Here is a 22553-nt window from a genome sequence, read left to right on the forward strand (position 1 = left end):
CATTCATTTCCGGCTTTCATCAGGATTTATCGTGGAATTCTTATACAGTCAAAACAATCTGCTAATTTTAGTCGTTGCCGTGCTCTCCGGCATCATGCTTCTATTACCAGCCTTCACTAAAAACCGTAATGGCCGCCCTATTGGTCCCTCTGAAGCCGTTGCTCAAATGAACCAGCACGATGCAGTGATCATCGACATCCGCTCTGCTGACCAGTTCAAAGCCGCTCATATTGCGCAAGCGCAAAACGTTCAGCTGGCTGATTTGGAAAGCCGTAGCAATCACTTTGCTAAAGATAAGCCTATTGTAGTGGTATGCGAGCAAGGCCGCACCTCTTCTAAGGCTGTTGCAACTTTGCGTAAACTGGGTTTTGATAAGGTATTTAGCTTGGACAAAGGCCTACAAGGCTGGATTGAAGCTGGCTTGCCTGTGCGCAAGTCCTAACACTTTTTTACGCTTGTTGACACTATCATGGCAAAAGTTCTTATGTATAGCACCGCCGTCTGCCCTTACTGCGTACGGGCCGAGATGCTGCTTAAACAGCGCGGTGTCGAACACATTGAAAAAATCCTGATTGATCGTGACCCTGAACAACGCTCCATCATGATGGAACGCACCGGACGTCGTACCGTTCCCCAAATTTACATTAACGATACCCATGTGGGTGGCTATGATGATTTAGCTGCCTTAGACCGAGCTGGCGAACTGGTGCCGCTGCTGGAATCCTAATAACTCAACGGTATCTGTAACTATCACTTTTTCTGGAGCTATCATGTCCGAACAGAACACACCCGAAAACAATGCGGCAGCCGCCAACGAACAAGCTGCACAACCTAGCTTCAGCCTGCAACGCACTTACGTGAAAGACCTTTCACTGGAAATGCCAAATGCACCGCAGATCTTCTTGGAACAAGAAGCGCCTAGCGTTGAAGTTGAACTGAAAGTAGGTGCTCAGCGTCTGGCTGAAAGCATTTTCGAAACCTCTGTCACGGCTACGGTTACCACCCGTATTCAGGGCAAAGTGCTGTACCTGATCGAAGCAACGCAGTCCGGTATTTTTGAAGCAGCAAACATTCCTGCTGAGCAGTTGGATCCACTGCTGGGCATCGTATGCCCAACTATGTTGTACCCATACCTGCGCGCTACCGTAGCAGATGCGATCACTCGCACCACACTGCCAGCCCTGCACCTGACTGAAGTGAACTTCCAGCAGATGTACGAGCAACGCGTAGCCGAAGCTCAACAGCAAGCTGCTTCCGAAGCACAAAACCAACCCATCCAGTAAATCGGATGCACAGTTCTGCGCCCCCACGCGTCAGCGTACTAGGAGCCGGTAGTTACGGCACGGCTTTAGCCGTGCTGTGTCACGCTAACGCTCCTACTATGCTTTGGGCACGTGACCCAGCCAGCGTCGCTGAAATCAACCAGCAGCATAGTCTTCAACGCTATCTGCCCGATATACAGCTACCAGAGGGTTTATCTGCCACCGCATCGCTAGCAACCGCCATGCAGCACGCCCTAGGAAACGATGAAAGCCCGGCTTTCATTATTTTGGGCGTACCGGTGGCAGGTTTGGCGCAGCTCTGTACCCTACTCTCTGCTTTCTTACCAAGCACTCGTAAACATCCTGTGCATTTGGTACATATTTGCAAAGGCTTTGATGCACAAAGTGGTGATCTGCCACACGTCATTGCTGAGCAGCACACCCCTAACCACGACTGGCTACACCACGGTGTACTCTCAGGCCCTTCTTTTGCTATCGAAGTCGCCAAAGGCCTGCCCGTAGCACTGACCATTGCCAGCAACAACAGCGATCTCATGCACTGCGCCGTCAGCTTGTTGCACGGTACGCAAGCGCGTATTTACAGCAGTCACGATGTTATTGGTGTGGAAGTAGGTGGTGCACTCAAAAATATTATTGCCATTGCCTGCGGCATAGGCGATGGTTTGGGCCAAGGCGCCAATGCTAGAGCGGCCTTGATCACCCGAGGCCTAGCCGAAATTCAACGCTTAGGCGTAGGGCTAGGCGGCTTGCCTGAAACCTTCCAAGGCTTAACCGGTTTAGGCGACCTCGTACTGTCTTCCACTAGTGACCTGTCTAGAAACAGGCGCGTGGGGCTGGCCATAGGCCAAGGCGAAGATCTGCAAAAAATATTAAGTTCCGGCATGACTGCCGAAGGGGTGCGCTGCGCGGAAGCCGCCCGCACCATCGCCTTGCGCTTGAATGTGCACGCCCCCATTACCGAGGCCGTCTATCAAGTGCTGCAACAAGGCTTGCCCCCCCGTCAGGCGGTACAAACCTTGTTAGCCCGTGATCCGCGCAAAGAAAGCGCGTAATTACACGTCGTATTCCACTTCCAGCGTTTGCCCTACCTCAATGAATGGGCTTTCGCTGGCTTGGTACAACGCCATATTAATCCCAAACAAGATCCCTGCCTCTGAGCGTCTAGAGCTAGCCAAGGCTTTACTTGGTTGATCTCCTACCTCGGCAGTTTCTGGATTCACGTTCGGCAACGGACAACGGGTGCAGTTTTTCAGGCGTGCAAAATAATGGCCACCACCTTGCAAACTTTGTACGTAGTCTTCCTCGTATGCGTCTAACCCTTGCACCACAATATTAGGCCTGAAACGATTGATGCGTATATCGCTACCTTGCTGTAGACGTATCTCGGTATTCAATTCGTCTAACGAGCTTTCATTGCAAATCAAAAAAGGAAAACCATCGGCAAAGCCGAACATTCCTTTCTGTAAAAACTCAGCGCTTTCGCCCGACCTATCAGCCCACTTACGTGACCATGTCGCACTCACCGCTCTATGCGCTGTAGGATGCACACGCAGTAACCTACATGACATGCCCAAGAAAGTAGATAGCCATTCAGCAACAGCATCACCTTCGTCTTGGCCGCGCGTCCAATCAGCCCAAATTTGCACATCCACAATGGGCGGCTGCTCTACACGCTGCAGGCTTACCAAAATATCTGGCATGCCAGGCGCTTGCAAACGCATATGCTCGGCTTCGATAGTAGGTTGTATTAAGGCCATGCGTGGAATGGTGCGTTGGGTCATTTTTTCACCCTCAGCATCCACCATCACCCATTGCCTGTCCCACTCTAACCCAGAGGGTGAAATAGCACTGCGCGAGAGTTGCACTGCTGCGCAGGATTTAATGGGATAACTGTATAACGCGCTAATACGAACACTCATGGCCTATTCCACCCAGAAAAGCATCAATCTTTACACCGCACCTTCGTAGCCCAACTGGCGCCATGCCTCAAACACAGTCACCGCTACGGCATTAGACAGATTCAAACTACGCTGCTCTGGGCGCATAGGCAATCGCAAACGTTGTTCTGTTGCAAACAGTGCCATTTGCTCCGCATTCATCCCGGCTGTTTCACAGCCAAAGACAAACACATCTCCAGCCTTAAACACTGGCTTGTTCAGTGTTTGACCTTTAGTGGTCAACGCAAAACAGCGATCTGGATTCGCACCTATGGCTTCCAGTGCAGCAGGTAGGTTTTCGTGTACTTTGACTTGCGCCCACTCGTGATAATCCAGCCCTGCACGCTTTAACTTGCTGTCTTCCAGTTCAAACCCCAATGGTTTAACCAAGTGCAATTGGGCGCCAGTATTAGCAGCCAAACGAATGACATTGCCCGTATTGGGCGGGATTTCCGGAGAAACCAGAATAATGTGGAACATAACAACCTGATGAATTCAAAAATAATCACGCCAAGGCGTACGTGCAACCAGTGCTGCATACACGCGGTACGCCCCTGCAAGCCGGCATAATTGTGCGGCATGCTGAAGTGTACTGCCGGTGGTAAGTACATCGTCAACTACTAATACGGTGCTGTCTGCTGGCAACGTCGCACATCGCCAAGCGGGCGCTGCAGCCCCCAATCGTTGCTGCCGACTACGCTGCTTCTGTGTGACAGTACCCTGTGCACCCACACTGTACAGCCCACCCACCAAATACGGTTGCCGTAATTGCTTTGCCACTAATTTAGCGATTTCAGCAGCAGGATTAAAGCCTCTACGAATCAACGCTGCTCTAGAGGACGGCACAGACAACACCAGCATATGCTCAGGCCTATCAACCCACTGCCTCACAATTTGCTGATGCACAGCATCTGCCATCACCGCTGCTAACCATTGCTGTTGACGAGCCTTATACGCTTGTATCAGCAGCTCCGCTGCATCAAGGTAGTCCCATGCCACAAACACCTGCCGCACGCCCAGAGGACGCGCCGTACAGTCTCTACAGCCGCCTACAGCCGGTAGCTGCACCCAACAACGCTCACAGCGTCTTCCTAGCTGCCGTTGTTGCTGAAGCTCATGCAAACAGGTTTGGCACACCCCGTAGCGCCATGCACGCTGCTCACACACCAAACACGGTCGTGGAATATGTATAACCTGACAGAGTGGTTGTAAAAGGTCGCCTAAGCGAAATGCATGCGCCATAATAGTGCCTTGCTCTAATCAAACTTACACTCTAGCGGCCATGCTTGGCTGACGGGGTTCTATTGCGCAATCATGTCACACCCTCTTCCTCTTAGCCTACAGCACGTACAACAACAATTTGATCGTCGTGCACCCTTAGATGCACCACAGTTCTTGTACGGTGAAATCGCCCAACGTATGTTGGCACGCCTTGGCTATGTACGCCTAGATGTACACACAGTGCTTGATGCAGGATGCGGTGCAGGGCACGCCATAGACCCTCTACGTTCACGTTACCCAGACATGGTGTATACCGGCGTAGATATCAGCCCGCGCTTGCTGGAAGTAGCCAAAGCGCGCCATACCCATCGCCCTGGTTTGTGGGAGCGCCTGCGTAATAAGCCAAGCACTAACAACAACTTTGTGTTGGCAGATATGGCCAATACGCAATTGCCTCCTGAAAGCCAAAATCTGGTGTGGTCTAACCTGTCATTACAATGGCAGCCAGACCCTCAAAAAGTATTCCAAGAATGGCGACGCATCTTAGCGTCTAACGGGTTAGTGATGTTCTCCGCGCCAGGCCCTGGTACCTTTTTAGAGTTGCGTAATGCTATGGAAGTCGCTGACGCACAAACCCAAACTTTGGCGTTTGTGGACATGCACGATTATGGCGACCAACTGCTGCAAAATGGCTTTACTGATCCCGTTATGGATCAGGAGGTCATTACCCTGACCTACCAATCGGCTGAAAAACTACTGGAAGACGCGTATGTACTGGGCGGTAATGCCAGCACTTTACGTAGAAAAGGCTTACCTGGAAAAGCGTGGTACAAGCGTTTAGTGGACGCACTCAATGCCCAGCGCCATATGGATGGCACTATTCATCTGAGCTTGGAGATTGCCTACGGGCATGCATGGCGCGCAACAACGTTGCGTGATGCACAAAGTGGTGAAGTGCGTATTCCTATTTCCAGCATTAGCCGCAAGCGCAGCTAATTCATAGAACCACACGTACATAACCGCGCCACTCCTAATAGGAATGGCGCGGTCAATTTATTCTGCATCGCTTACTGGTTATTGTGACTACGACGGCGAGCCGACGCATCAATACCCAGTTGCTTCAGCTTACGGTACAAGTGAGTACGCTCTAACCCTGTACGCTCTGACACACGTGTCATGCTGTAATTTTCACGGGCTAGATGGTATTCGAAGTAAATACGTTCGAACTCATCACGTGCTTCACGCAAAGGCAGCTCTAGCGAAATGCTACCCAAGTGTGAACCACCTTGCTCACCTTGTATGGCTGAAGCAGGCGCTTGCATGCGGTTTTGGGCATTGGCCACCACACCTACATCAGCACTTACCGCAGGCGCCCCACCAACACGTGGTGCAGCAGCCATGGCTGGTACTTTGGGCGGTACAACTACCCGTTCTAAACCGGAGGCCACTGTTTGCAATAGCTTCTGCATAGTGATGGGTTTTTCTAGAAAATCCACCGCCCCTATACGTGTAGCTTCCAGCGCTGTGTCAACGGTGGCATGACCACTCATCATGACTACAGGCATGTCTAGCAAACCTTGTGATGCCCATTCTTTCAATAGGCTAACGCCATCCGTGTCCGGCATCCAGATATCCAGAAGTACCAAATCAGGCCGCGCCCGTAAACGGGCAGCGCGCGCCTGCGCGGCATTTTCTGCGACTTCCACCGTATGCCCCTCGTCATACAGAATCTCAGACAAGAGTTCACGGATTCCGATTTCATCATCAACTACCAGAATTCTGGCCATAAACCGTCCCTACGAGCTTTTTACGCTATTATCATTACCTTCAACAGAATCAGCTACTACTTTTGATCCTGCCAAGCGGGCCAAGAGGATGGTGATGAGTGCGCCCCCTTCACGTTGATTCGTCACACTTATCTTACCGCCATGTTCCTCTATGATCTTTTTCACAATGGCTAGCCCCAAACCAGTACCTGTCGCCTTTGTTGTTACGTAGGGTTCAAATACTCGAGCCAACAATTGTTCATCAAAACCTGGGCCATTATCCGCCACCACCAATCGTACCCCATGTATGCCCTGTTCTGCATCATGAATGGTACAGGAGGTTTTTACTGTGATGACTCCCTCGCTAGGCTCACGCCCTTGAGTGGCCGCATACACAGCATTGGCCAACAGATTATGAATCACTTGACGCAACTGTGTTGGATCACCTTCTACGGCGGGCACCCCCGCTCCTAGCGATACTTCCCAGTTTACACGTCCGCTGTTTTCTGCAGAAGCACTTTCCGGATCCCATCCGTACAAAGTCAGTACTTCATGCAGTAACGCATTTATATCCAATTCCTGCATCTGCGCTTGTGGCACCCGAGCATACTCTCGGAAATCGTCCACCATCTGCTTCAGCGATCCCACCTGGTTCACAATGGTGGTGGTTGCACGCTTCAGCATCGCAGCATCGTTTTCATCCAGCTTAGGTTCCAGCTTTAAAGCCAAACGCTCCGCTGACAACTGTATGGGCGTTAATGGATTTTTAATTTCGTGTGCTAAGCGTCGGGCAACTTCCCCCCACGCGACTAGGCGATTGGCAGAAATAATATCACTGATATCATCAAACACCACCAAATAGCCGCTGGAACTCTTACCTATACGAAGTTCCATGCCACGCGCCAGCAAAGTAATAATAACAGCACGCATATCATGCCTACTGCCAAAGCTTAATTCAAATTGTTGCTGCCAATATTCTCTTGCACCAACGGCTGAGTGTTCTGCAAACGCATGGCGTAATTGAGTAGCGAAACCATTATCGTCAGCCACTTCCTCCAAGGGTTTGCCTTTAACTAAGTTCAAATCAGCACGCAAAATATTCTGTGCCGCTTGGTTGAACATCGTCACACAAAAGGCATCATCAAACACCAAAACGCCTGACGACAAACTACTCAACACTGACTCCAGATACAAGTTGGAACGTTCTAGTTGCAGACGGTTGCGTTCTACCGTGCGTCTAGCATCATCCAATTGTCGGGTCATCGTATTAAATGATCGTGTCAGTTGCCCCACTTCATCTTTATCAGAGTCCTCTGGCAAAGGACGATAATCCCCCACGCCCACTGCTTGCGTACCTGCTGCCAGCGCCAATAATGGACGCACCAACCGACGAGAAATCGCAATCGCGGCAGCCATCGCTGCAAACACGGCTAAAATCAGGGCTAGCGTTAAGATGATCCCATAGAGCTTGCGCAGACCTTGTCGAGACAAAGCTAATTCTTGATAGTCTCTATAACCCTCTTCCACCAGCATGGCATGACGTGCAATATTTTCAGGAACAGGCTCTGTCACCTGCAACCAGCGCTTATCACTAGATTGCGTAAACTGACCTAGATAACTGTTGCTGCTATCCAGTGGAATCACCACGCGTAAACGCAAGCCAGTAGAGCCCACACCTGGGCTGTCATCCAACTCTGCCGAGGCATACTCTTTGGCTATGCGTAGGTAGTTCTGCACATTTTGCTTGGGGATCTCAGGCAGCGACATATCAAAGCGGGTGGATGAATACGCAATCAATCTACCCGCACTGGTGAAAATCATCGCATCACCAATGTTCGTGCGCTCACGCAGACTGTTTAGCACCAAGCCTGGGTCCACATGGCTTTCGTTGAGCATTACCGCCAAACTGGCTGCACGTTTTTTCAGATCGCTTAATCGGCCATCCAGTGCTGCTCTACCCAAATCCAAACCCGACTCTAAGGCTCGATCTACCCGCACGTTAAACCACGACTCAATAGAGCGCGACATAAACTGTACGGACAACACGTAAATCAACGTACCTGGCAATATGCCTATCAAGGTGAAATACAGGGCAAAGCGTGCCGTCATTCTGGCGCCAAACTGCCGCTTCTTTACTTGCCTGACTAAACGACCACCCAGCAATACCACCCAAAAAATTAGGGCAACAGCCAAGATACCGTTGAGCACCAACAGCACATCGTAGTATTCGTTATAGCGCGAGGCATTTGCCGTAGACCACACCAATAAGCCCAGCAACGCCACTGCACTAATTGCAGCGATGATCAGGGCTATACGCAACACCCAGCGAATTACGGCTGGTGCTCGGCGTCGGAAATCGAAAAAGTGAAGTTTTTCCATGGGGTGGACAACGTCCAAGCGCGGCGATTCATCGCATCTACCTGGAAGGGCCTAGTCAATAAAGAGGTATCCAGACGCAAACGCATGCGTCCATACAGTTCGGTGTTTTTATCAAAATCACTTACTGGTGCCACAGCCCAGCCTCGGATATGGCGCAATGACGCCAAGGCTTCGTTGAGGCTGCTTTCCGGCAATAATAGCTCCCCCGAGCCCACACGCCACTGTCTGGTTAACGCATTGTAGGTGACACGCCAAGTTTGATTGGCATCCACTATTGTTTTATCGAACCACCACCAGCGTGTACTACGTATCTCCACATCTACCGTGAAGTACAGGGGAATCCCTTTATAGACTACGTCCTGAAGTTCAGGACTTAGCTCAAAATCCACATCGGCGTCTATATACAGACGTCCATCTCGTATTACAGGCTCTACACGTACTACTTCTTCTGTAGTGCCCTGCTGCCCCGTGTCCACCACTGTGGCCATCGTAGGCGTATCGTCAGTAACTGCATCAGTGACACGTAAACCTTGGGCAGAACCAACAGGCACCACAAGACACAAAGCTAATGCTAGCCCTGCCTTGCGAACTAACCGGTTGAAAGATCTACCCGCTCTCATGGTCGACGTTTATGCCTCTTTACGCAATAACTGATAAAAGAAACCATCACCACATGGCTGCCCACTCTCTACGGGCTGTGGCAATACTTGTCCTGGACTAGGCAGCGCAACCGCATCAGGATGCCTAGCCAAAAATGCTTTGCTTTGCTCTATACCCTCTTGAGGGAAGATAGAACACGTGACATACAGCATATACCCGCCGGGTTTTAAAGTCAGCCATAAAGCATCAGCAATATTGGCTTGCAAACCTGCTGTAGCCGCCACGTCTTGCGGGCGACGCAGCCAGCGTATATCGGGGTGACGACGCACAATACCCGATGCGGTACACGGCACATCTGCCAAGATCGCATCAAAAGGCTTACCATCCCACCACTGCTGTATGTCAGCAGCATCCGCTGCTTGTATTTTGACACGGTCTGAATCCAGACCCAATCTGTGTAGATTCTGCGGTACACGCTGCAATCGTGTGGCATCGGAATCCAAGGCCACCAACGAAATATCAGCACGCTCTAACAGATGCGCCGTTTTACCACCAGGAGCAGCACACGCATCTAATACATGCATGCCATCTTCTACCGGTAACAAGGCACCTGCTTGTTGAGCCGCGTAATCTTGCACTGACCACCAACCCTGCTCGAACCCAGGCAACTGCTGTACAGGCAATGCCTCTGCTAACACCACGGCTTGACCGCCCGGTGCCCAGCAGGCAATGCCGGCTTCTTCAAACAACGCCAGCAAACGCGCCACCGAACAACGTCGTTGGTTTACACGTAAGGTTAAAGGGCCGGGACGATTGGAGTGCTGCAAGATAGCTTCCCACTGCTGCGGGTAAGCCTTTTTGATTTGTTTAATCCACCAGTTGGGGAAGTTCCAACGTGCCGCAAGATGGCTATTCGCTTCAGCCAATAGCTCGGTGCGCTCTCGCAGATAGCGGCGCAACACGGCGTTAATCAACGCTTTGTACACACGCAATAAACGATGATCAGCAGCGGCTTGTACCGCCTGATTCACGACGGTGTGCGGAGCATAAACAGGAACTTCTGGCTGATCAGCAAAGGCGTCTTCGTTTTCTTGTACTTCTGCGGCGCTATCTAACACCGCTAACGACACCAGCAATAACGCTTCGGTTAACCCAGATGGTGCTTTATGGCTTACTAATTGGCTAAGCAACTGCTTTGCTAAGCCCAAACGTCGCAAACTGTGGAAACTCACTGCCTGAGCCGCTGCACGTACAGTAGCGGGCGTTTGCGTTAAGCATTCGGTGAGAGATTTCCCTGCCAAGACTCCTTGCACGAGCTGGGCGCTGGCCAGCAATACAGTGGAGAGAGAAGGAGTAGTAGAAGACATGGCAAAAAAATACTAAAAAAACAGCCTGCCCTTTTATAGTTGGGCACGAGAAACTGTAACATCTTTTGTGTAGTGCGATACAGCTTTTATACAGTTGGTGCTACGATCGTAGTTTGGTCCAATCTGGGAAGCGTGGCATGACACAATACAAACTTGATGATAACAGCCCTAACGTACATGACAGCGCCTATGTAGCCGAAGAAGCAATATTGATCGCAAAGGTGCAGCTTGATGCCCACACCAGCGTCTGGTCGGGTGCTATTTTGCGTGGTGATAACGAGCTTATACACATAGGTACGGGCTCTAATGTACAAGAAGGTGCAGTACTACACACTGACCCCGGCTACCCACTCACTATAGGCACGAACGTCACCATTGGCCACCAAGCCATGCTGCACGGCTGTACGGTAGGAGAAGGCAGCCTCATCGGCATTCAAGCCGTAGTGTTAAATGGTGCCGTCATCGGTAAAAACAGCCTAGTAGGGGCTGGCGCATTGGTCACCGAAGGTAAAACGTTCCCAGAACGATCCTTGATCATTGGCTCACCTGCTAAAGCCGTACGCACACTCAGCGACGAAGAAGTAGCGAACCTACAGCGCAATGCCAAGACCTACCAAGAACGTTCCGCACACTACAAAACCGCCTTACAGAAACTATGAAGCCTTACATCCTTGTGACGGGTGGTACCGGTTTTATCGGTAGCCACACCACTGTTGCCCTGCTACAAGCCGGCTACAACGTACTGATACTTGATAACCTAAGCAACAGCTCTGCTTCAGTACTGGATGCCATAGAAAAAATCGCTGACACCCGCCCTGACTTTGTACAAGGTGATATACGCGACGCCAATCTACTCAAAGAACTGTTCACGCGCTACAGCATACAAGCGGTTATGCACTTTGCTGGGCTTAAAGCAGTAGGCGAATCCGTACAGTTTCCTCTGCGTTATTACGACAATAACGTACATGGCTCGGTACAACTGCTACAAGCCATGCAAGACGCCAACGTGCGCACCTTTATTTTCTCTTCCTCGGCAACGGTCTATGGCGATCCTAAGTTCTTGCCCTTGACTGAAGACCACCCACTATCCAGCACCAATCCTTATGGTCATAGCAAGCTGATGGTGGAAGAGATTTTGCAGAATCTTTATAAAAGCGAAGAAGGCTGGAAAATTGCCTGCTTACGCTACTTCAACCCCGTAGGTGCACACCCAAGTGGCCTGATTGGTGAAGCCCCGCAAGGCATTCCCAACAACCTCATGCCGTACGTGGCTCAAGTCGCCATTGGTGACAGACCACACCTTAGCGTGTTTGGTGATGACTACGACACGCCAGACGGCACCGGGGTACGTGATTACATTCACGTGATGGACTTAGCTGATGGCCATTTGGCCGCGTTGAAATACTGCTTAAACAATGACAGCGAGTTGCTTGCCGTTAATTTGGGCACAGGTACAGGCTATTCAGTGTTGGATATGATCTCGGCGTTTGAACGTAGCAGCCAACGCCATATTGCTTACCAAATTGCTCCACGCCGCCCTGGTGATATTGCATCGTGCTGGGCAGACACCGCCTTGGCTAGAAAAAAACTGGGCTGGACGGCGTCGTCAGGTATTCAACAAATGTGTGATGATGCATGGCGGTGGCAGTGTCATGCCGCTTCTGCAAACAGCTGATATTTTGCGACGGAGCAAAGCATTCATTGCACACGCTGGGGGACTGCAGGAAAGCTTTTTGTGATTTGAGACACCAAATCACAAAAAGTTTCCTCTCCGTCCCCCGACGGTTCTAGCATCTGATAGGTTTACAGCCCTTTTTACTGTAGCGCTGCAATAAAGACTTCTAGTAGCGACATGCGTTCTTATCTGTCATGTCACAGAAAATGAAATACCTAGCAGCAACCACCAAAACAAAAACCGTTGCAAGCGACGAAGGAAAGGCGGATGGAAGTATTTTTTTATTTGGTTTACAAATTAAAAAATATTTTCGCAGCCTTAGGCTACAGCAGACAGTGGTTGATCAGTAGGCTTTTAAGCCTCTCTTCTCATGGACCGCACGCCATCAAGAATCAGCAGCAAAATAGCCGTCCACACGCACCCATACGTGATCCACTGCATATTTTCTATGCGCTCACCTAGCAACAGGGCCACCACGACCAACAAGGCAGGCTCGACATAGGCGAGTAGCCCAAATAGTCCCAGCGGTAAACGGTGATTAGCCAATACCATCAAGCCCAACGACGTGGCACTCAAAACACCCAAGCCCAGAATCAACCACAACAGGGTGACAGTAAAGGTGCCGTCAGGTAAGGCTTTACTGGTTTCCACAACGAACCAGGCTGCTACAGGTGCACTCAATAGCAAATCAAACCACATGCCACCTAAGTTGCTGGTTTTGAGGATGCGACGTAAAGCAAAGTAAAACGGATAGCCTAGTGCCACCATGAAGGCAGGCCACGACACTTGTGGCGCAAACAATAGCTCATTGGCTACCCCTACGCCTGCAATGGCACACACTATTTTCTGTAGCGTTGTGATGCGCTCTTTAAACACCAATCTGCCGGTTAGCACCAAGGTGAGGGGCAGCAAGAAATAACCCAGCGACACATCTAAGGCATAGCCGTTTACAGGTGCCCATAGAAACAGCCACAACTGCACACCCACCAAGAAAGACGATACCGGCAACGCCAACCACAACCATGGCTCGTGTTTTAACCGTTTCCAAATGGCGGTCACGTCTTTGGCCTGGCGTGTCAGGATTAGAAAAAGAGTTAGACAGGGGATGGTAAGCAGAATGCGCCAACCATAGATTTGTATGCCGTTTAACGGCGCCAACAGGGTGGAATAGTAGTACAGCACTCCAAAGAGCACGGAGGACGAAATAGAGAAAATAACGCCTGCTATAGAAGCTGGATTATGGGTACTCACGCCACACACCTTGTTGAACAATTATTCATTAGTAAAGCCATTGATTATGGTGTCCCACCAAGGGCCATGCAAGCCAGATGCCAGAATGCCACAACCTCAACAACACACTGCGCAGCACTCAGCAATTACCCAGTAACCTAAGCACGCGCTGTCTGTCTGCACCGTCACAACAACAACAACAACAACAACAACAACAACAACAACAACAACAACAACAACAACACACTACACAGCAGCACTCAGGCACTCAGGCACAAAAAAACCTGCCCGCTTAAGCGAGCAGGTTTTTAATCACACAGTGATGAGGCTTAAATGCCGCCCATCAACATGTATTTAACAGTCATGTAATCGTCCAGACCGTAGAAGGAACCTTCACGACCTACGCCAGACTGTTTCACACCACCAAATGGAGCAGCTTCGTTAGACAAAATACCGGAGTTAATACCGATCATGCCGTACTCCAGACCTTCAGCTACGCGCCATACACGGCTCAAATCGCGGCTGTAGAAGTACGCTGCCAAACCGTAGATAGTGTTGTTCGCCAGAGCGATCACTTCTTCGTCTGTTTTGAAGCGGAACAATGGTGCCAAAGGACCAAATGTTTCTTCGCCAGCAACGATCATGTCTGCTGTAGCGTTAGCCACAACGGTAGGTTGGAAGAACAGGCCGCCTTTCTCGTCGGACTCACCACCAGTCAACACTTTACCGCCTTTGGATACAGCGTCAGCAATGTGTTCACGGATTTTATCTACAGCGCTTTGCTCGATCAGCGGACCTTGGGTCACGCCGTCATCCATCCCGTTACCTACTTTCAGTTTTTTCACTGCGGCAACGAATTTCTCTGCAAACGCATCGTACACACTGTCGTGTACGTAGAAGCGGTTTGCACATACGCAAGTTTGTCCGGTGTTACGGTATTTGCTGGCCATCGCGCCTTCAACAGCAGCGTCCAGATCCGCATCTTCAAATACGATGAAAGGAGCGTTACCACCCAATTCCAACGATACTTTTTTGATCTGCTCAGCACTTTGCTTCATTAGCAAACGGCCGATTTCTGTGGAACCAGTGAAGCTCAGTTTGTGCACAGTTGGGTTGGAGGTCATTTCGCCACCGATAGCGGAAGCGGAACCAGTCAACACAGAGAACACACCAGCAGGCACACCAGCTTCTTCAGCCAACACAGCCAACGCAAAAGCGGAGTACGGTGTTTGAGTAGCAGGTTTCACAACGATAGAGCAACCAGCAGCCAAAGCAGCAGCCACTTTACGTGTGATCATGGAGGATGGGAAGTTCCAAGGAGTAATCGCTGCACATACACCGATTGGCTCTTTAGTTACCACGATACGACGGTCGCCAGCAGGGCCAGGGATCACATCACCGTAAGCACGTTTAGCTTCTTCACCGTACCATTCCAAGTAGGAAGCACCGTAAGCAATTTCACCACGAGACTCGGCAATAGGCTTACCTTGCTCGATAGTCATGATTGTTGCTAGGTCTTCTTGGTTTTGCATAACCAAGTCAAACCATTTACGCAGAATGTTTGCACGCGCTTTAGCAGGTTTAGCACGCCACAATTTGAACGCTTCAGCAGCGCCCTCGATTGCGCGACGTGTCTCAGCAGCACCCATTTTAGGGATAGTGCCGATAACTTCAGCGGTTGCGGGGTTTTGCACTTCCAGTGTCTCACCGGAATCAGCGTTTACCCACTGGCCATTAATATACGCTTGCTGCTTAAACAGCTCAGGACGCGTCAGTTTCATTTGTGTACTCCACGAGCAAAAATCAATTTCATTATTTACTACTACCTACCCCTAGCTACATTGCATGTAACTGGCGGATTGAGCAACTGGCCTACATTGATACACCAGAATAGGCAAATAACCTAGAGCCATTGGCTCAACGATTCACAGTGCCATTCCCAAGTACCTGATATTTCTACCTATGCGCTGTGGGCCTTACAACGCTGCTTTTATCAATTCTGCCAACTGTGCAAAAGCGGGACGAATGTCGTCTTCATTTTCTACCGCTGCATATCCAAAAAGCAAGCCTGGCGATTTGCGCTCGCCCGCGTAATAACGCGTTAAGGGTCGCACCCAAATGCCTGCCTCGTGGGCGGCTTTGGTAATGGCCTCATCATCAGTACCTTCTGGCAAATGCATCACTAGATGCAAGCCAGCCTCTTGGTTAGACAACGGCCATTGCGGTCCAAAATGCTCGCTAATGGCATCTCGTAAGATAGTTTGACGTCTGGCATACACCGCTTTCATTTTGCGAATGTGCGCGGCATAGTGCCCTTCAGCAATGAAGTCCGCCAATACGGCTTGTTCCATCAACCTACCTTCACGGTACAACTCAGACAGTGCTACCGATGCTGCCCTAGCAATAGCTTTGGGCAACACCATGAACCCCATGCGCATGCTAGGGAACAAGGTTTTGGAAAACGTGCCTAGATAAATGACCCGGTCGTAACTATCCAACCCTTGCAAGGACGCAATGGGACGCCCGCCAAAGCGGAACTCACTGTCGTAATCATCTTCAATAATCCACGCGCCACACTGGTTAGCATATTCCAGCAACATGCGGCGTCTGGCCAAACTCATCACATTACCCAGCGGGTACTGGTGCGAAGGCGTCACGAAAATAAACTTAGGCACGTCTTGCTGCATTTGCTCAGGCGTAGGGCTCATACCCTCTTCATCCACATTAATGGAACGCAAATGTATGCCCGCCGATGTCAGCACGGTGCTGGCCCCCCAATAACCGGGGTTTTCCATCCATGCTAGACACTCTTTGTCGCCTAACAACTTAGCAATTAAATCCAGCGACTGGTGAATGCCTGAAGTAATCACCACTTGTTCAGGGTCGCACTGCACCGAACGCGCCAAGCGCAAGTGTTCGCTTAAGGCTCGACGTAACGGCTTATAGCCTGCGCCGTGCGCATAGGTCATCAACGATGGAATAGGCTCACGCCAATAACGGCGCTGCAAACGCATCCATACTTTGCTGGGAAACATCGTGACATCCGGCACACCCGGAATAAATGGCCCCCACTGATGGCGTGAGGCTTGAGCAGTACTTACTAATGCAGAACCACGCTCAGACAATAGCCCATCACCCGTGACTGGCTGCACCAGTTCGGCATCTAAGGGCATGACCTGCCCCACCATCACCGGCACGGTGTCGGACACGAAGGTACCACTACCCGTGATCGTGATCACATACCCTTCGGCATTTAACTGTTCATACGCCGCAATAATTGTGTTGCGGGACAAGCCCATGTCTCTGGCCAAAACACGGCTAGCGGGCAACTTTGTACCCGCACGCAGATCACCCTGCAAAATTAATGCGCTAAACGCCTCATAGACCTGACGGGATAAAGGCTTCCCGCTATCTCGCTCCAGACGTTGTAAAAGCAACTCATGCAATACGCTTGCGATCATTTTTCTGTCTCATCACACATACGCTTTGGGGGACAGGTATCACCTATGGAAAACACCATGCACCTTTTTTGGTGATTTTCCATTAAACTGGTCTTGTGGCCTGACCACCTGAATACTAAACCTAAACTCCACATCAGAGAATGCGTTGTCTATGAATAGAAACGCTTTCTATTTGTGATGGTTGAAGGTTATAAAAATCATACCACCCTAAATGGCCCCATGACTGAATGCAAAAAGCTTTTTTCTTCAGCACCATGCCCATGATGTAGAAAGTGATTACCAACCAAAGGACAGTCTATGAACCAGCAACGACCAGCAGCCCGCCCTACCGTACAAATTGACAACGACTTTACGCGTGTCACCGAATGGTACTTCGAGCCCGGTGCCGAAACCGGCTGGCACGGCCACGACATGGACTATGTAGTAGTACCAATGACTACCGGCACTCTGCAGTTGGAACTTCCTGACGGTACTCGTCATAGCAATGCTCTTACTCAGGGTCAAAGTTATTGCCGGCAAGCCGGCGTGCAACACAACGTTATTAATCCTGGTCCCGAGCCATTTGTATTCGTAGAGATCGAGTTCAAACGCTAGGAATCATCGTTTTTTTTGCAGCAAGGAAAATCTCATGACCGACATCACCTCCCTAAACATCAACGGCGAACGCCTCTGGCAATCGTTGATGGATCTGGCCAAAATTGGTGCCACACCCAAAGGCGGTAACTGCCGTTTGGCGTTGACAGCACTGGACGGCCAGGCACGCGACATGGTTTGCGGCTGGATGCGTGAGGCGGGGATGACCATTACCGTCGACCAAGTGGGTAACATCTTTGGTCGCCGCCCTGGCCGTAACCCAAGCCTCCCCCCCGTTGCCACAGGTAGCCACATCGACACACAGCCCACCGGCGGCAGGTTCGATGGTTGCTTTGGTGTAATGGCTGGTTTGGAAGTCATGCGCACCTTGCACGAGAACAACATCGAAACCGAAGCTCCAATGGAGTTGATCATCTGGACCAACGAAGAAGGTACACGCTTTGTGCCTGTGATGATGGGTTCCGGTGCATTCTGCCAAGTATTCCCTATTGAAACTGCGCTGGACGCCGTGGATCTGGATGGCAAATCGGTACGCGAAGAACTGAAAAACATCGGCTACGACGGTGACTACCCCGTACCTGGCCACGCCTTTGGCAGCTACATCGAAGCTCACATTGAGCAAGGTCCTGTATTGGAAGCTAACGACAACGTAATCGGTGTGGTCACAGGCTCTTTGGGTCTGCGCTGGTATGACGTAGCGGTAACTGGAATGGAAGCTCACGCTGGCCCTACACCTATGGAATTGCGTAAAGATGCGTTGTACTCCGCGTCTTACATCGTTCAAGGCGTAATTGATATCGCCCGTGAATACGCCCCTCAAGGCCGTGGTACCGTTGGCGTGTTGGATGTATACCCATCTTCTCGTAACGTTATTCCTGGCAAAGTGAGCTTCAGTGTTGACCTGCGCCACGAAAACAGCGCGTTGCTAGACGAAATGGAAGCACGTTTCCGCAAACTGTGCGCAGACGTAGCCCAAGGTGAGCACACTGGTTACACCACCGATATCACTATCACTGATATCCAACAGTTCCCACCAACCCCATTTGCGCCTCACCTGATCAACAGCGTGCGTGCACAAGCCGAGGCTCGTGGTTACTCTCACCAAGATATCGTGACTGGCGCTGGCCACGATGCGGTGTTCGTTGCAAGCAAACACCCCACATCCATGATCTTCATCCCTTGCAAAGACGGGATCAGCCACAACGAAATCGAAGACGCCAAACCTGAACACGTAGCCATCGGTGCCAACGTGTTGCTGGGCGCAATGCTGGAGCAGGCTAAAGTCTGCTAATTATTCGGGCTGCCCACACGGCAGCCCTTTTTGCTCTACGGAAGTTATACATGACTACACCCCTCACCCTGCAGGACTGGGAACAACGGGCAGCCCAGTTGTCGTTCCGCAGCCAAGCCATCATTGATGGTAAAGCCTACCAAGGCAATGGCGACGTTCTGGACATTGTTAACCCTGCTAGCGGCCAAGTTCTGGCCCAAGTTGCCTCCTGCAACGAAGCGGATATTGATGTAGCCGTTCAATCTGCTCGCCGCGCCTTTAAATCTGGCGTTTGGCGCAACATGCCACGCGTGCAGCGCAAAGAAATCCTGCAACGCTTGGCGCAACTGATTCGTGAAAACCTGGATGATATCGCGCTGTTGGAAACGCTGAACATGGGTAAACCCATCAGTGAAACCACACAATTTGATATTCCAGAATCCGCCACCGCTTACGCCTGGTACGGCGAACTCATCGACAAACAATACGATGAAATCGCCCCTACCGATAACAATGCTCTAGCCACCATTACACGTCATCCCTTGGGCGTAGTGGCTGCTGTGGTGCCTTGGAACTTCCCTCTGATGATGTCATCGTGGAAAGTGGCTCCTGCACTAGCAGCGGGTAACAGCGTTATCTTGAAACCTGCTGACGCTACACCGCTGACAGCTATTCGTTTGGGTGAGTTAGCGCTGGAAGCTGGTTTGCCTCCAGGCGTGCTGAACATTGTGCCCGGCACAGGCCCCGGTGCAGGTCAAGCATTGGGTTTGCACCCAGACGTAGATTGCCTGACATTTACCGGCTCCACCATGACCGGTAAACGCTTTATGCAGTACTCCGGTCAGTCCAACCTAAAACAAATCTGGTTGGAGTGTGGTGGTAAATCTCCACACATCGTGTTTGATGACTGCCCAGACTTAGACAAAGCCGCTCTGATGGCTGCTGTGGGCATTTTCAACAACCAAGGCGAAGTATGTATTGCAGGTTCACGTCTGTACGTACAACGTGGCATCTACGAAAGCTTCAAAGAGAAGCTGATTGCTCACGCCAAAACCATGCAGCCGGGTAATCCTTTGGACCCCAAAACTGCGATGGGCGCTATGGTGACACAGCAGCACATGGGCACAGTGATGAACTACATTGCGTCTGGCTGCGAACAAGCCACGCTGCTGACAGGCGGCCAGCAAGTTCGTACCGAAACTGGCGGCTACTACATTGAGCCCACCATTTTTGAAGTGCCCTCACAAGATGTACGCATCATTCGTGAAGAAATCTTTGGGCCTGTGTTGGCCGTAACGGTATTCGACACTGAAGAAGAAGTTCTGCACATGGCGAATGACCACGAGTTCGGCTTAGGTGCCGGCCTGTGGACCAGCAACATCAGCCGAGCGCACCGCATGGGTCGTGAATTGGAAGCTGGTTTGGTCTGGGTAAACTGCTACTTCAATGGCAATATTGCTATGCCATTTGGCGGTGTGAAACAGTCCGGCTTTGGTCGTGACAAGTCCATACACGCGATAGACAAATACACCAGTTTGAAATCCACATGGATTGATCTGACAGTGTAAGTAGTACCCATGCTTTCGTGCGAGAGACCTTGCACGAAAGCATGCCTTTCTAAGGCCTATTCTGCGCCTCTACAGCACGTTTTAATTTGTGCTGACACACACACCCTTCCAGCGCTCCCCTTATCGTCATAGCAACGTCTCACCAGCCTAACTGAGAAGATGTTGTGCTTGCCGTAACCAGCAACACGCTAAGAAACGAGGCCCTGTTCATTGTCTACGCCCACAAAGAAAAAGCCCGAACCTGCTTTCACAGATTCGGGCCGTTCCTAGGTGCTCAACAGCTTTTAGCCGTAGTGTGGCAAGGTTCATCGCTCTTCGGCGATTGGCTGCACCTTATGCTACAGACTCTGGCAATGCCAAAGCCTGATCCGTCACGATCTGCAGAATTGCAGGTCGTTTTTCTTCCAGAATTGCTTTGAACGCGGCTTCTACAGCTGCTTCAATTTGGGAGTCATCGGTAATACGCGCGCCGTATGCACCAAAAGCTTGTGCCAACAATTCACAATTAGGGTTCTGCAACTGCGTACCCGACACACGGCCTGGGTAGTGCTGCTCTTGGTGCAGACGGATAGTGCCGTACTGCTGGTTATCCATCATGACTACCAAGATTGGCGCGCCGTAAGTCACTGCTGTGGACAGCTCAGCTTCGTTCATGAAGAACTCACCGTCACCAGCAATCACTACCGACACACGCTCAGGCGATTGCAATGACGCCACGATACCGGCTGGAACGCTGTAGCCCATCGCACCGTTACGAGCGCTCAATTGGCTTGGGAATACGTTGGTAGGCAAGTAGCGCTGCGCCCAAATGCAGTGGTTACCTGCACCAAAGCTGTATACCGCATCGTCAGGCAAGCGTTTAACAATAGCTTCCATCAGCGCTGTCATGTGTGCTGTACCAGGTGCAGTACGTGGCAGCTCTGTTGGGAAACGGGAGTATTCGCGCTGAACAGCGTGGCAACGGTCAAACCATGCTTGACGCTGCTCTGCACCGGCCAACTCCAGTGTTTCTACGGTACGAGCAAACACTTTAGGGTTTGCCAAGATTTGGTGAGTCATTGCACCGCTGCGACCACGCAAGCTGGTGTCCAGATTCACTTGGTATGTAATAGCAGAGGTATCTTGACGCAATGTGTAGCCATCAGTAGATACGTCGCCAGGTACTACGCCTACAGCAACCAGCACGTCGGATTCAGCGTACAACGCAGCAGTTGCGTCATCACGGCCATAACCCAAGTAACCAGCGTGCGCAGGTGAGTTAAAAGGAATACGGTCAGCAGCACGCCAATCGTGCAGCACAGGAATACGGTTTTGCTCAGCGAAGTGAGTCAATTGACGGGATGCTTCGCTATCCCAGTTCTGACCACCTACGAACAACATTGGTTTTTTAGCGGATGCCAACGCTGCTGTCAGCGCTGCCAATTCGTCTTGGCCTACAGCACCTTGCGCCACTGGCAACACAGGCTGCAACTCACGTGTAAATTCTTCACGGATGATGTCTTCAGGCAAGCCAACCACCACTGGGCCTGGGCGACCTTCCATAGCGGCGAAGAATGCTTCAGCAACAACTTCAGAGGCACGCTCGGCGCTATCCAATACAAACACACGTTTGCACTGTGAACCAAACCACGCTTTAGGATCAAATTCTTGGAACGACTCGCGCTCACGGTCTGCTACAGGGATCAAACCTACGAACAACACCATAGGCACGCCATCTTGCCATGCTGTATGAATACCAGTGAAGGCTTGAGCGGCGCCAGGGCCACGAGTCACCATGGCAACACCAGGCTTGCCAGTGAACTTACCGTACGCATCAGCCATGTAGGCTGCAGCGGCTTCATGACGGCACACCACGCTTTGGATGTTTGTGTCGTACAAACCATCCAGCACGGCCAGGTAGCTTTCACCCGGCACTACAAACACACGATCAACTCCATGTAGGGCCAAGCTCTCTGCGATGGCTTTACCAGCGTGACGGTTATTGCTCATTTCCATTCCCTATAAACAATGATGGCTACCGCTGCTCTACCGGTACGCCATGGCATATTCTTACAAGTGGCCTAGTGGCCAGACCACCTTAATTACAATCATAGCAGGTTTGTTTGCTACAACGTATAAAAAAACCTGTTAATTACGCTAAAGCCTGCAAGGACTGAGGCGTTAGCGCCCCTGCACGGTTATGTTCAACACATACAGGGGCTT

22 protein-coding genes are annotated in these 22553 nt (G+C 50.9%); 11 read left to right on the top strand and 11 right to left on the bottom strand.

What is annotated here, in order from left to right; genetic code table 11:
- Nucleotides 1-31: 31 nt before the first annotated feature.
- From AC3QL0_RS14190 to AC3QL0_RS14205, 4 genes are read left to right on the top strand one after another with little or no spacing between them, the layout of a single operon-like run.
- Nucleotides 32-442 (top strand): rhodanese-like domain-containing protein, encoded by a 411-nt coding sequence (locus AC3QL0_RS14190; protein ID WP_493009056.1) that lies wholly within the window; start codon nt 32-34, stop codon nt 440-442.
- A gap of 27 nt (nt 443-469) precedes the next feature.
- Nucleotides 470-727 (top strand): glutaredoxin 3, encoded by a 258-nt coding sequence (gene grxC / locus AC3QL0_RS14195; RefSeq protein WP_135867043.1) that lies wholly within the window; start codon nt 470-472, stop codon nt 725-727.
- A 43-nt stretch (nt 728-770) separates the two neighbouring features.
- Complete coding sequence (gene secB / locus AC3QL0_RS14200) at nt 771-1283, top strand: protein-export chaperone SecB (RefSeq protein ID WP_493009057.1); 513 nt, start codon at nt 771-773, stop codon at nt 1281-1283.
- Nucleotides 1284-1288: 5 nt separating this feature from the next.
- On the top strand, nt 1289-2335 hold the full coding sequence (locus AC3QL0_RS14205; RefSeq protein WP_493009058.1) for an NAD(P)H-dependent glycerol-3-phosphate dehydrogenase: 1047 nt from the start codon (nt 1289-1291) through the stop codon (nt 2333-2335).
- On the opposite strand, the gene AC3QL0_RS14210 is transcribed toward AC3QL0_RS14205, so the two are convergent.
- The 3 genes from AC3QL0_RS14210 to AC3QL0_RS14220 are packed head-to-tail and all read right to left on the bottom strand — an operon-like array spanning nt 2336 to nt 4462.
- Entirely contained in the window at nt 2336-3202 is an 867-nt protein-coding gene (locus AC3QL0_RS14210; protein ID WP_493009059.1) for an MOSC domain-containing protein, read from the bottom strand.
- A gap of 30 nt (nt 3203-3232) precedes the next feature.
- Nucleotides 3233-3700: a tRNA (cytidine(34)-2'-O)-methyltransferase gene (locus AC3QL0_RS14215; protein ID WP_493009060.1), complete on the bottom strand. Its 468-nt coding sequence runs from the start codon at nt 3698-3700 to the stop codon at nt 3233-3235.
- A 15-nt stretch (nt 3701-3715) separates the two neighbouring features.
- Complete coding sequence (locus AC3QL0_RS14220; protein ID WP_493009061.1) at nt 3716-4462, bottom strand: ComF family protein; 747 nt, start codon at nt 4460-4462, stop codon at nt 3716-3718.
- A gap of 72 nt (nt 4463-4534) precedes the next feature.
- On the opposite strand from AC3QL0_RS14220, the gene AC3QL0_RS14225 reads away from it, so the two are divergent.
- The gene (locus AC3QL0_RS14225) at nt 4535-5437 is read left to right on the top strand and encodes a methyltransferase domain-containing protein (protein WP_493009062.1); all 903 of its coding nucleotides are present in this window, start codon (nt 4535-4537) and stop codon (nt 5435-5437) included.
- A gap of 71 nt (nt 5438-5508) precedes the next feature.
- Here AC3QL0_RS14225 and AC3QL0_RS14230 read toward each other — a convergent pair whose 3' ends face one another.
- The 4 genes from AC3QL0_RS14230 to rsmB all read right to left on the bottom strand — a co-directional run bounded on the left by AC3QL0_RS14230 (nt 5509) and on the right by rsmB (nt 10553).
- Complete coding sequence (locus AC3QL0_RS14230; protein ID WP_135861812.1) at nt 5509-6228, bottom strand: response regulator; 720 nt, start codon at nt 6226-6228, stop codon at nt 5509-5511.
- 9 nt (nt 6229-6237) lie between these two features.
- A complete protein-coding gene (locus AC3QL0_RS14235) occupies nt 6238-8538 on the bottom strand; it encodes a sensor histidine kinase (RefSeq protein WP_493011004.1) in 2301 nt (766 codons plus the stop codon).
- Nucleotides 8538-9137, bottom strand: a complete 600-nt coding sequence (locus AC3QL0_RS14240) for a DUF4390 domain-containing protein (RefSeq protein ID WP_430222672.1) — start codon at nt 9135-9137, stop codon at nt 8538-8540. Before AC3QL0_RS14240 ends, AC3QL0_RS14235 begins: the two co-directional genes overlap by 1 nt.
- 78 nt (nt 9138-9215) lie before the next feature.
- Nucleotides 9216-10553 (bottom strand): 16S rRNA (cytosine(967)-C(5))-methyltransferase RsmB, encoded by a 1338-nt coding sequence (gene rsmB, locus AC3QL0_RS14245; RefSeq protein WP_493009063.1) that lies wholly within the window; start codon nt 10551-10553, stop codon nt 9216-9218.
- Between the two features lie 137 nt (nt 10554-10690).
- Here rsmB and AC3QL0_RS14250 point away from each other — a divergent pair, with 137 nt between their 5' ends.
- Nucleotides 10691-11212 (top strand): gamma carbonic anhydrase family protein, encoded by a 522-nt coding sequence (locus AC3QL0_RS14250; protein ID WP_493009064.1) that lies wholly within the window; start codon nt 10691-10693, stop codon nt 11210-11212.
- Nucleotides 11209-12228, top strand: a complete 1020-nt coding sequence (gene galE / locus AC3QL0_RS14255; RefSeq protein ID WP_493009065.1) for a UDP-glucose 4-epimerase GalE — start codon at nt 11209-11211, stop codon at nt 12226-12228. The genes AC3QL0_RS14250 and galE overlap by 4 nt, the downstream gene beginning before the upstream one ends.
- 354 nt (nt 12229-12582) lie before the next feature.
- Here galE and rarD read toward each other — a convergent pair whose 3' ends face one another.
- Complete coding sequence (gene rarD, locus AC3QL0_RS14260) at nt 12583-13479, bottom strand: EamA family transporter RarD (RefSeq protein ID WP_493009066.1); 897 nt, start codon at nt 13477-13479, stop codon at nt 12583-12585.
- Nucleotides 13480-13556: 77 nt separating this feature from the next.
- On the opposite strand from rarD, the gene AC3QL0_RS14265 reads away from it, so the two are divergent.
- On the top strand, nt 13557-13754 hold the full coding sequence (locus tag AC3QL0_RS14265) for a hypothetical protein (protein ID WP_493009067.1): 198 nt from the start codon (nt 13557-13559) through the stop codon (nt 13752-13754).
- A 33-nt stretch (nt 13755-13787) separates the two neighbouring features.
- On the opposite strand, the gene AC3QL0_RS14270 is transcribed toward AC3QL0_RS14265, so the two are convergent.
- Together AC3QL0_RS14270 and pdxR are read right to left on the bottom strand one after the other, a co-directional pair.
- Nucleotides 13788-15239 (bottom strand): NAD-dependent succinate-semialdehyde dehydrogenase, encoded by a 1452-nt coding sequence (locus tag AC3QL0_RS14270; RefSeq protein ID WP_493009068.1) that lies wholly within the window; start codon nt 15237-15239, stop codon nt 13788-13790.
- 195 nt (nt 15240-15434) lie between these two features.
- Nucleotides 15435-16919, bottom strand: coding sequence for a MocR-like pyridoxine biosynthesis transcription factor PdxR (gene pdxR, locus AC3QL0_RS14275; protein WP_135861803.1), 1485 nt, complete (start codon nt 16917-16919; stop codon nt 15435-15437).
- 297 nt (nt 16920-17216) lie between these two features.
- Here pdxR and AC3QL0_RS14280 point away from each other — a divergent pair, with 297 nt between their 5' ends.
- From AC3QL0_RS14280 to AC3QL0_RS14290, 3 genes are read left to right on the top strand one after another with little or no spacing between them, the layout of a single operon-like run.
- Nucleotides 17217-17513, top strand: coding sequence for a cupin domain-containing protein (locus AC3QL0_RS14280; RefSeq protein ID WP_135861802.1), 297 nt, complete (start codon nt 17217-17219; stop codon nt 17511-17513).
- Between the two features lie 34 nt (nt 17514-17547).
- Nucleotides 17548-18804: a Zn-dependent hydrolase gene (locus AC3QL0_RS14285; protein WP_493009069.1), complete on the top strand. Its 1257-nt coding sequence runs from the start codon at nt 17548-17550 to the stop codon at nt 18802-18804.
- Between the two features lie 50 nt (nt 18805-18854).
- The gene (locus AC3QL0_RS14290) at nt 18855-20351 is read left to right on the top strand and encodes an aldehyde dehydrogenase (RefSeq protein ID WP_493009070.1); all 1497 of its coding nucleotides are present in this window, start codon (nt 18855-18857) and stop codon (nt 20349-20351) included.
- A gap of 333 nt (nt 20352-20684) precedes the next feature.
- Here AC3QL0_RS14290 and AC3QL0_RS14295 read toward each other — a convergent pair whose 3' ends face one another.
- Nucleotides 20685-22340: a thiamine pyrophosphate-binding protein gene (locus AC3QL0_RS14295; protein ID WP_493009071.1), complete on the bottom strand. Its 1656-nt coding sequence runs from the start codon at nt 22338-22340 to the stop codon at nt 20685-20687.
- Nucleotides 22341-22553: the final 213 nt, after the last annotated feature.

It is taken from the genome of Paenalcaligenes sp. GW821-LYS-B07-1, from assembly GCF_058803365.1.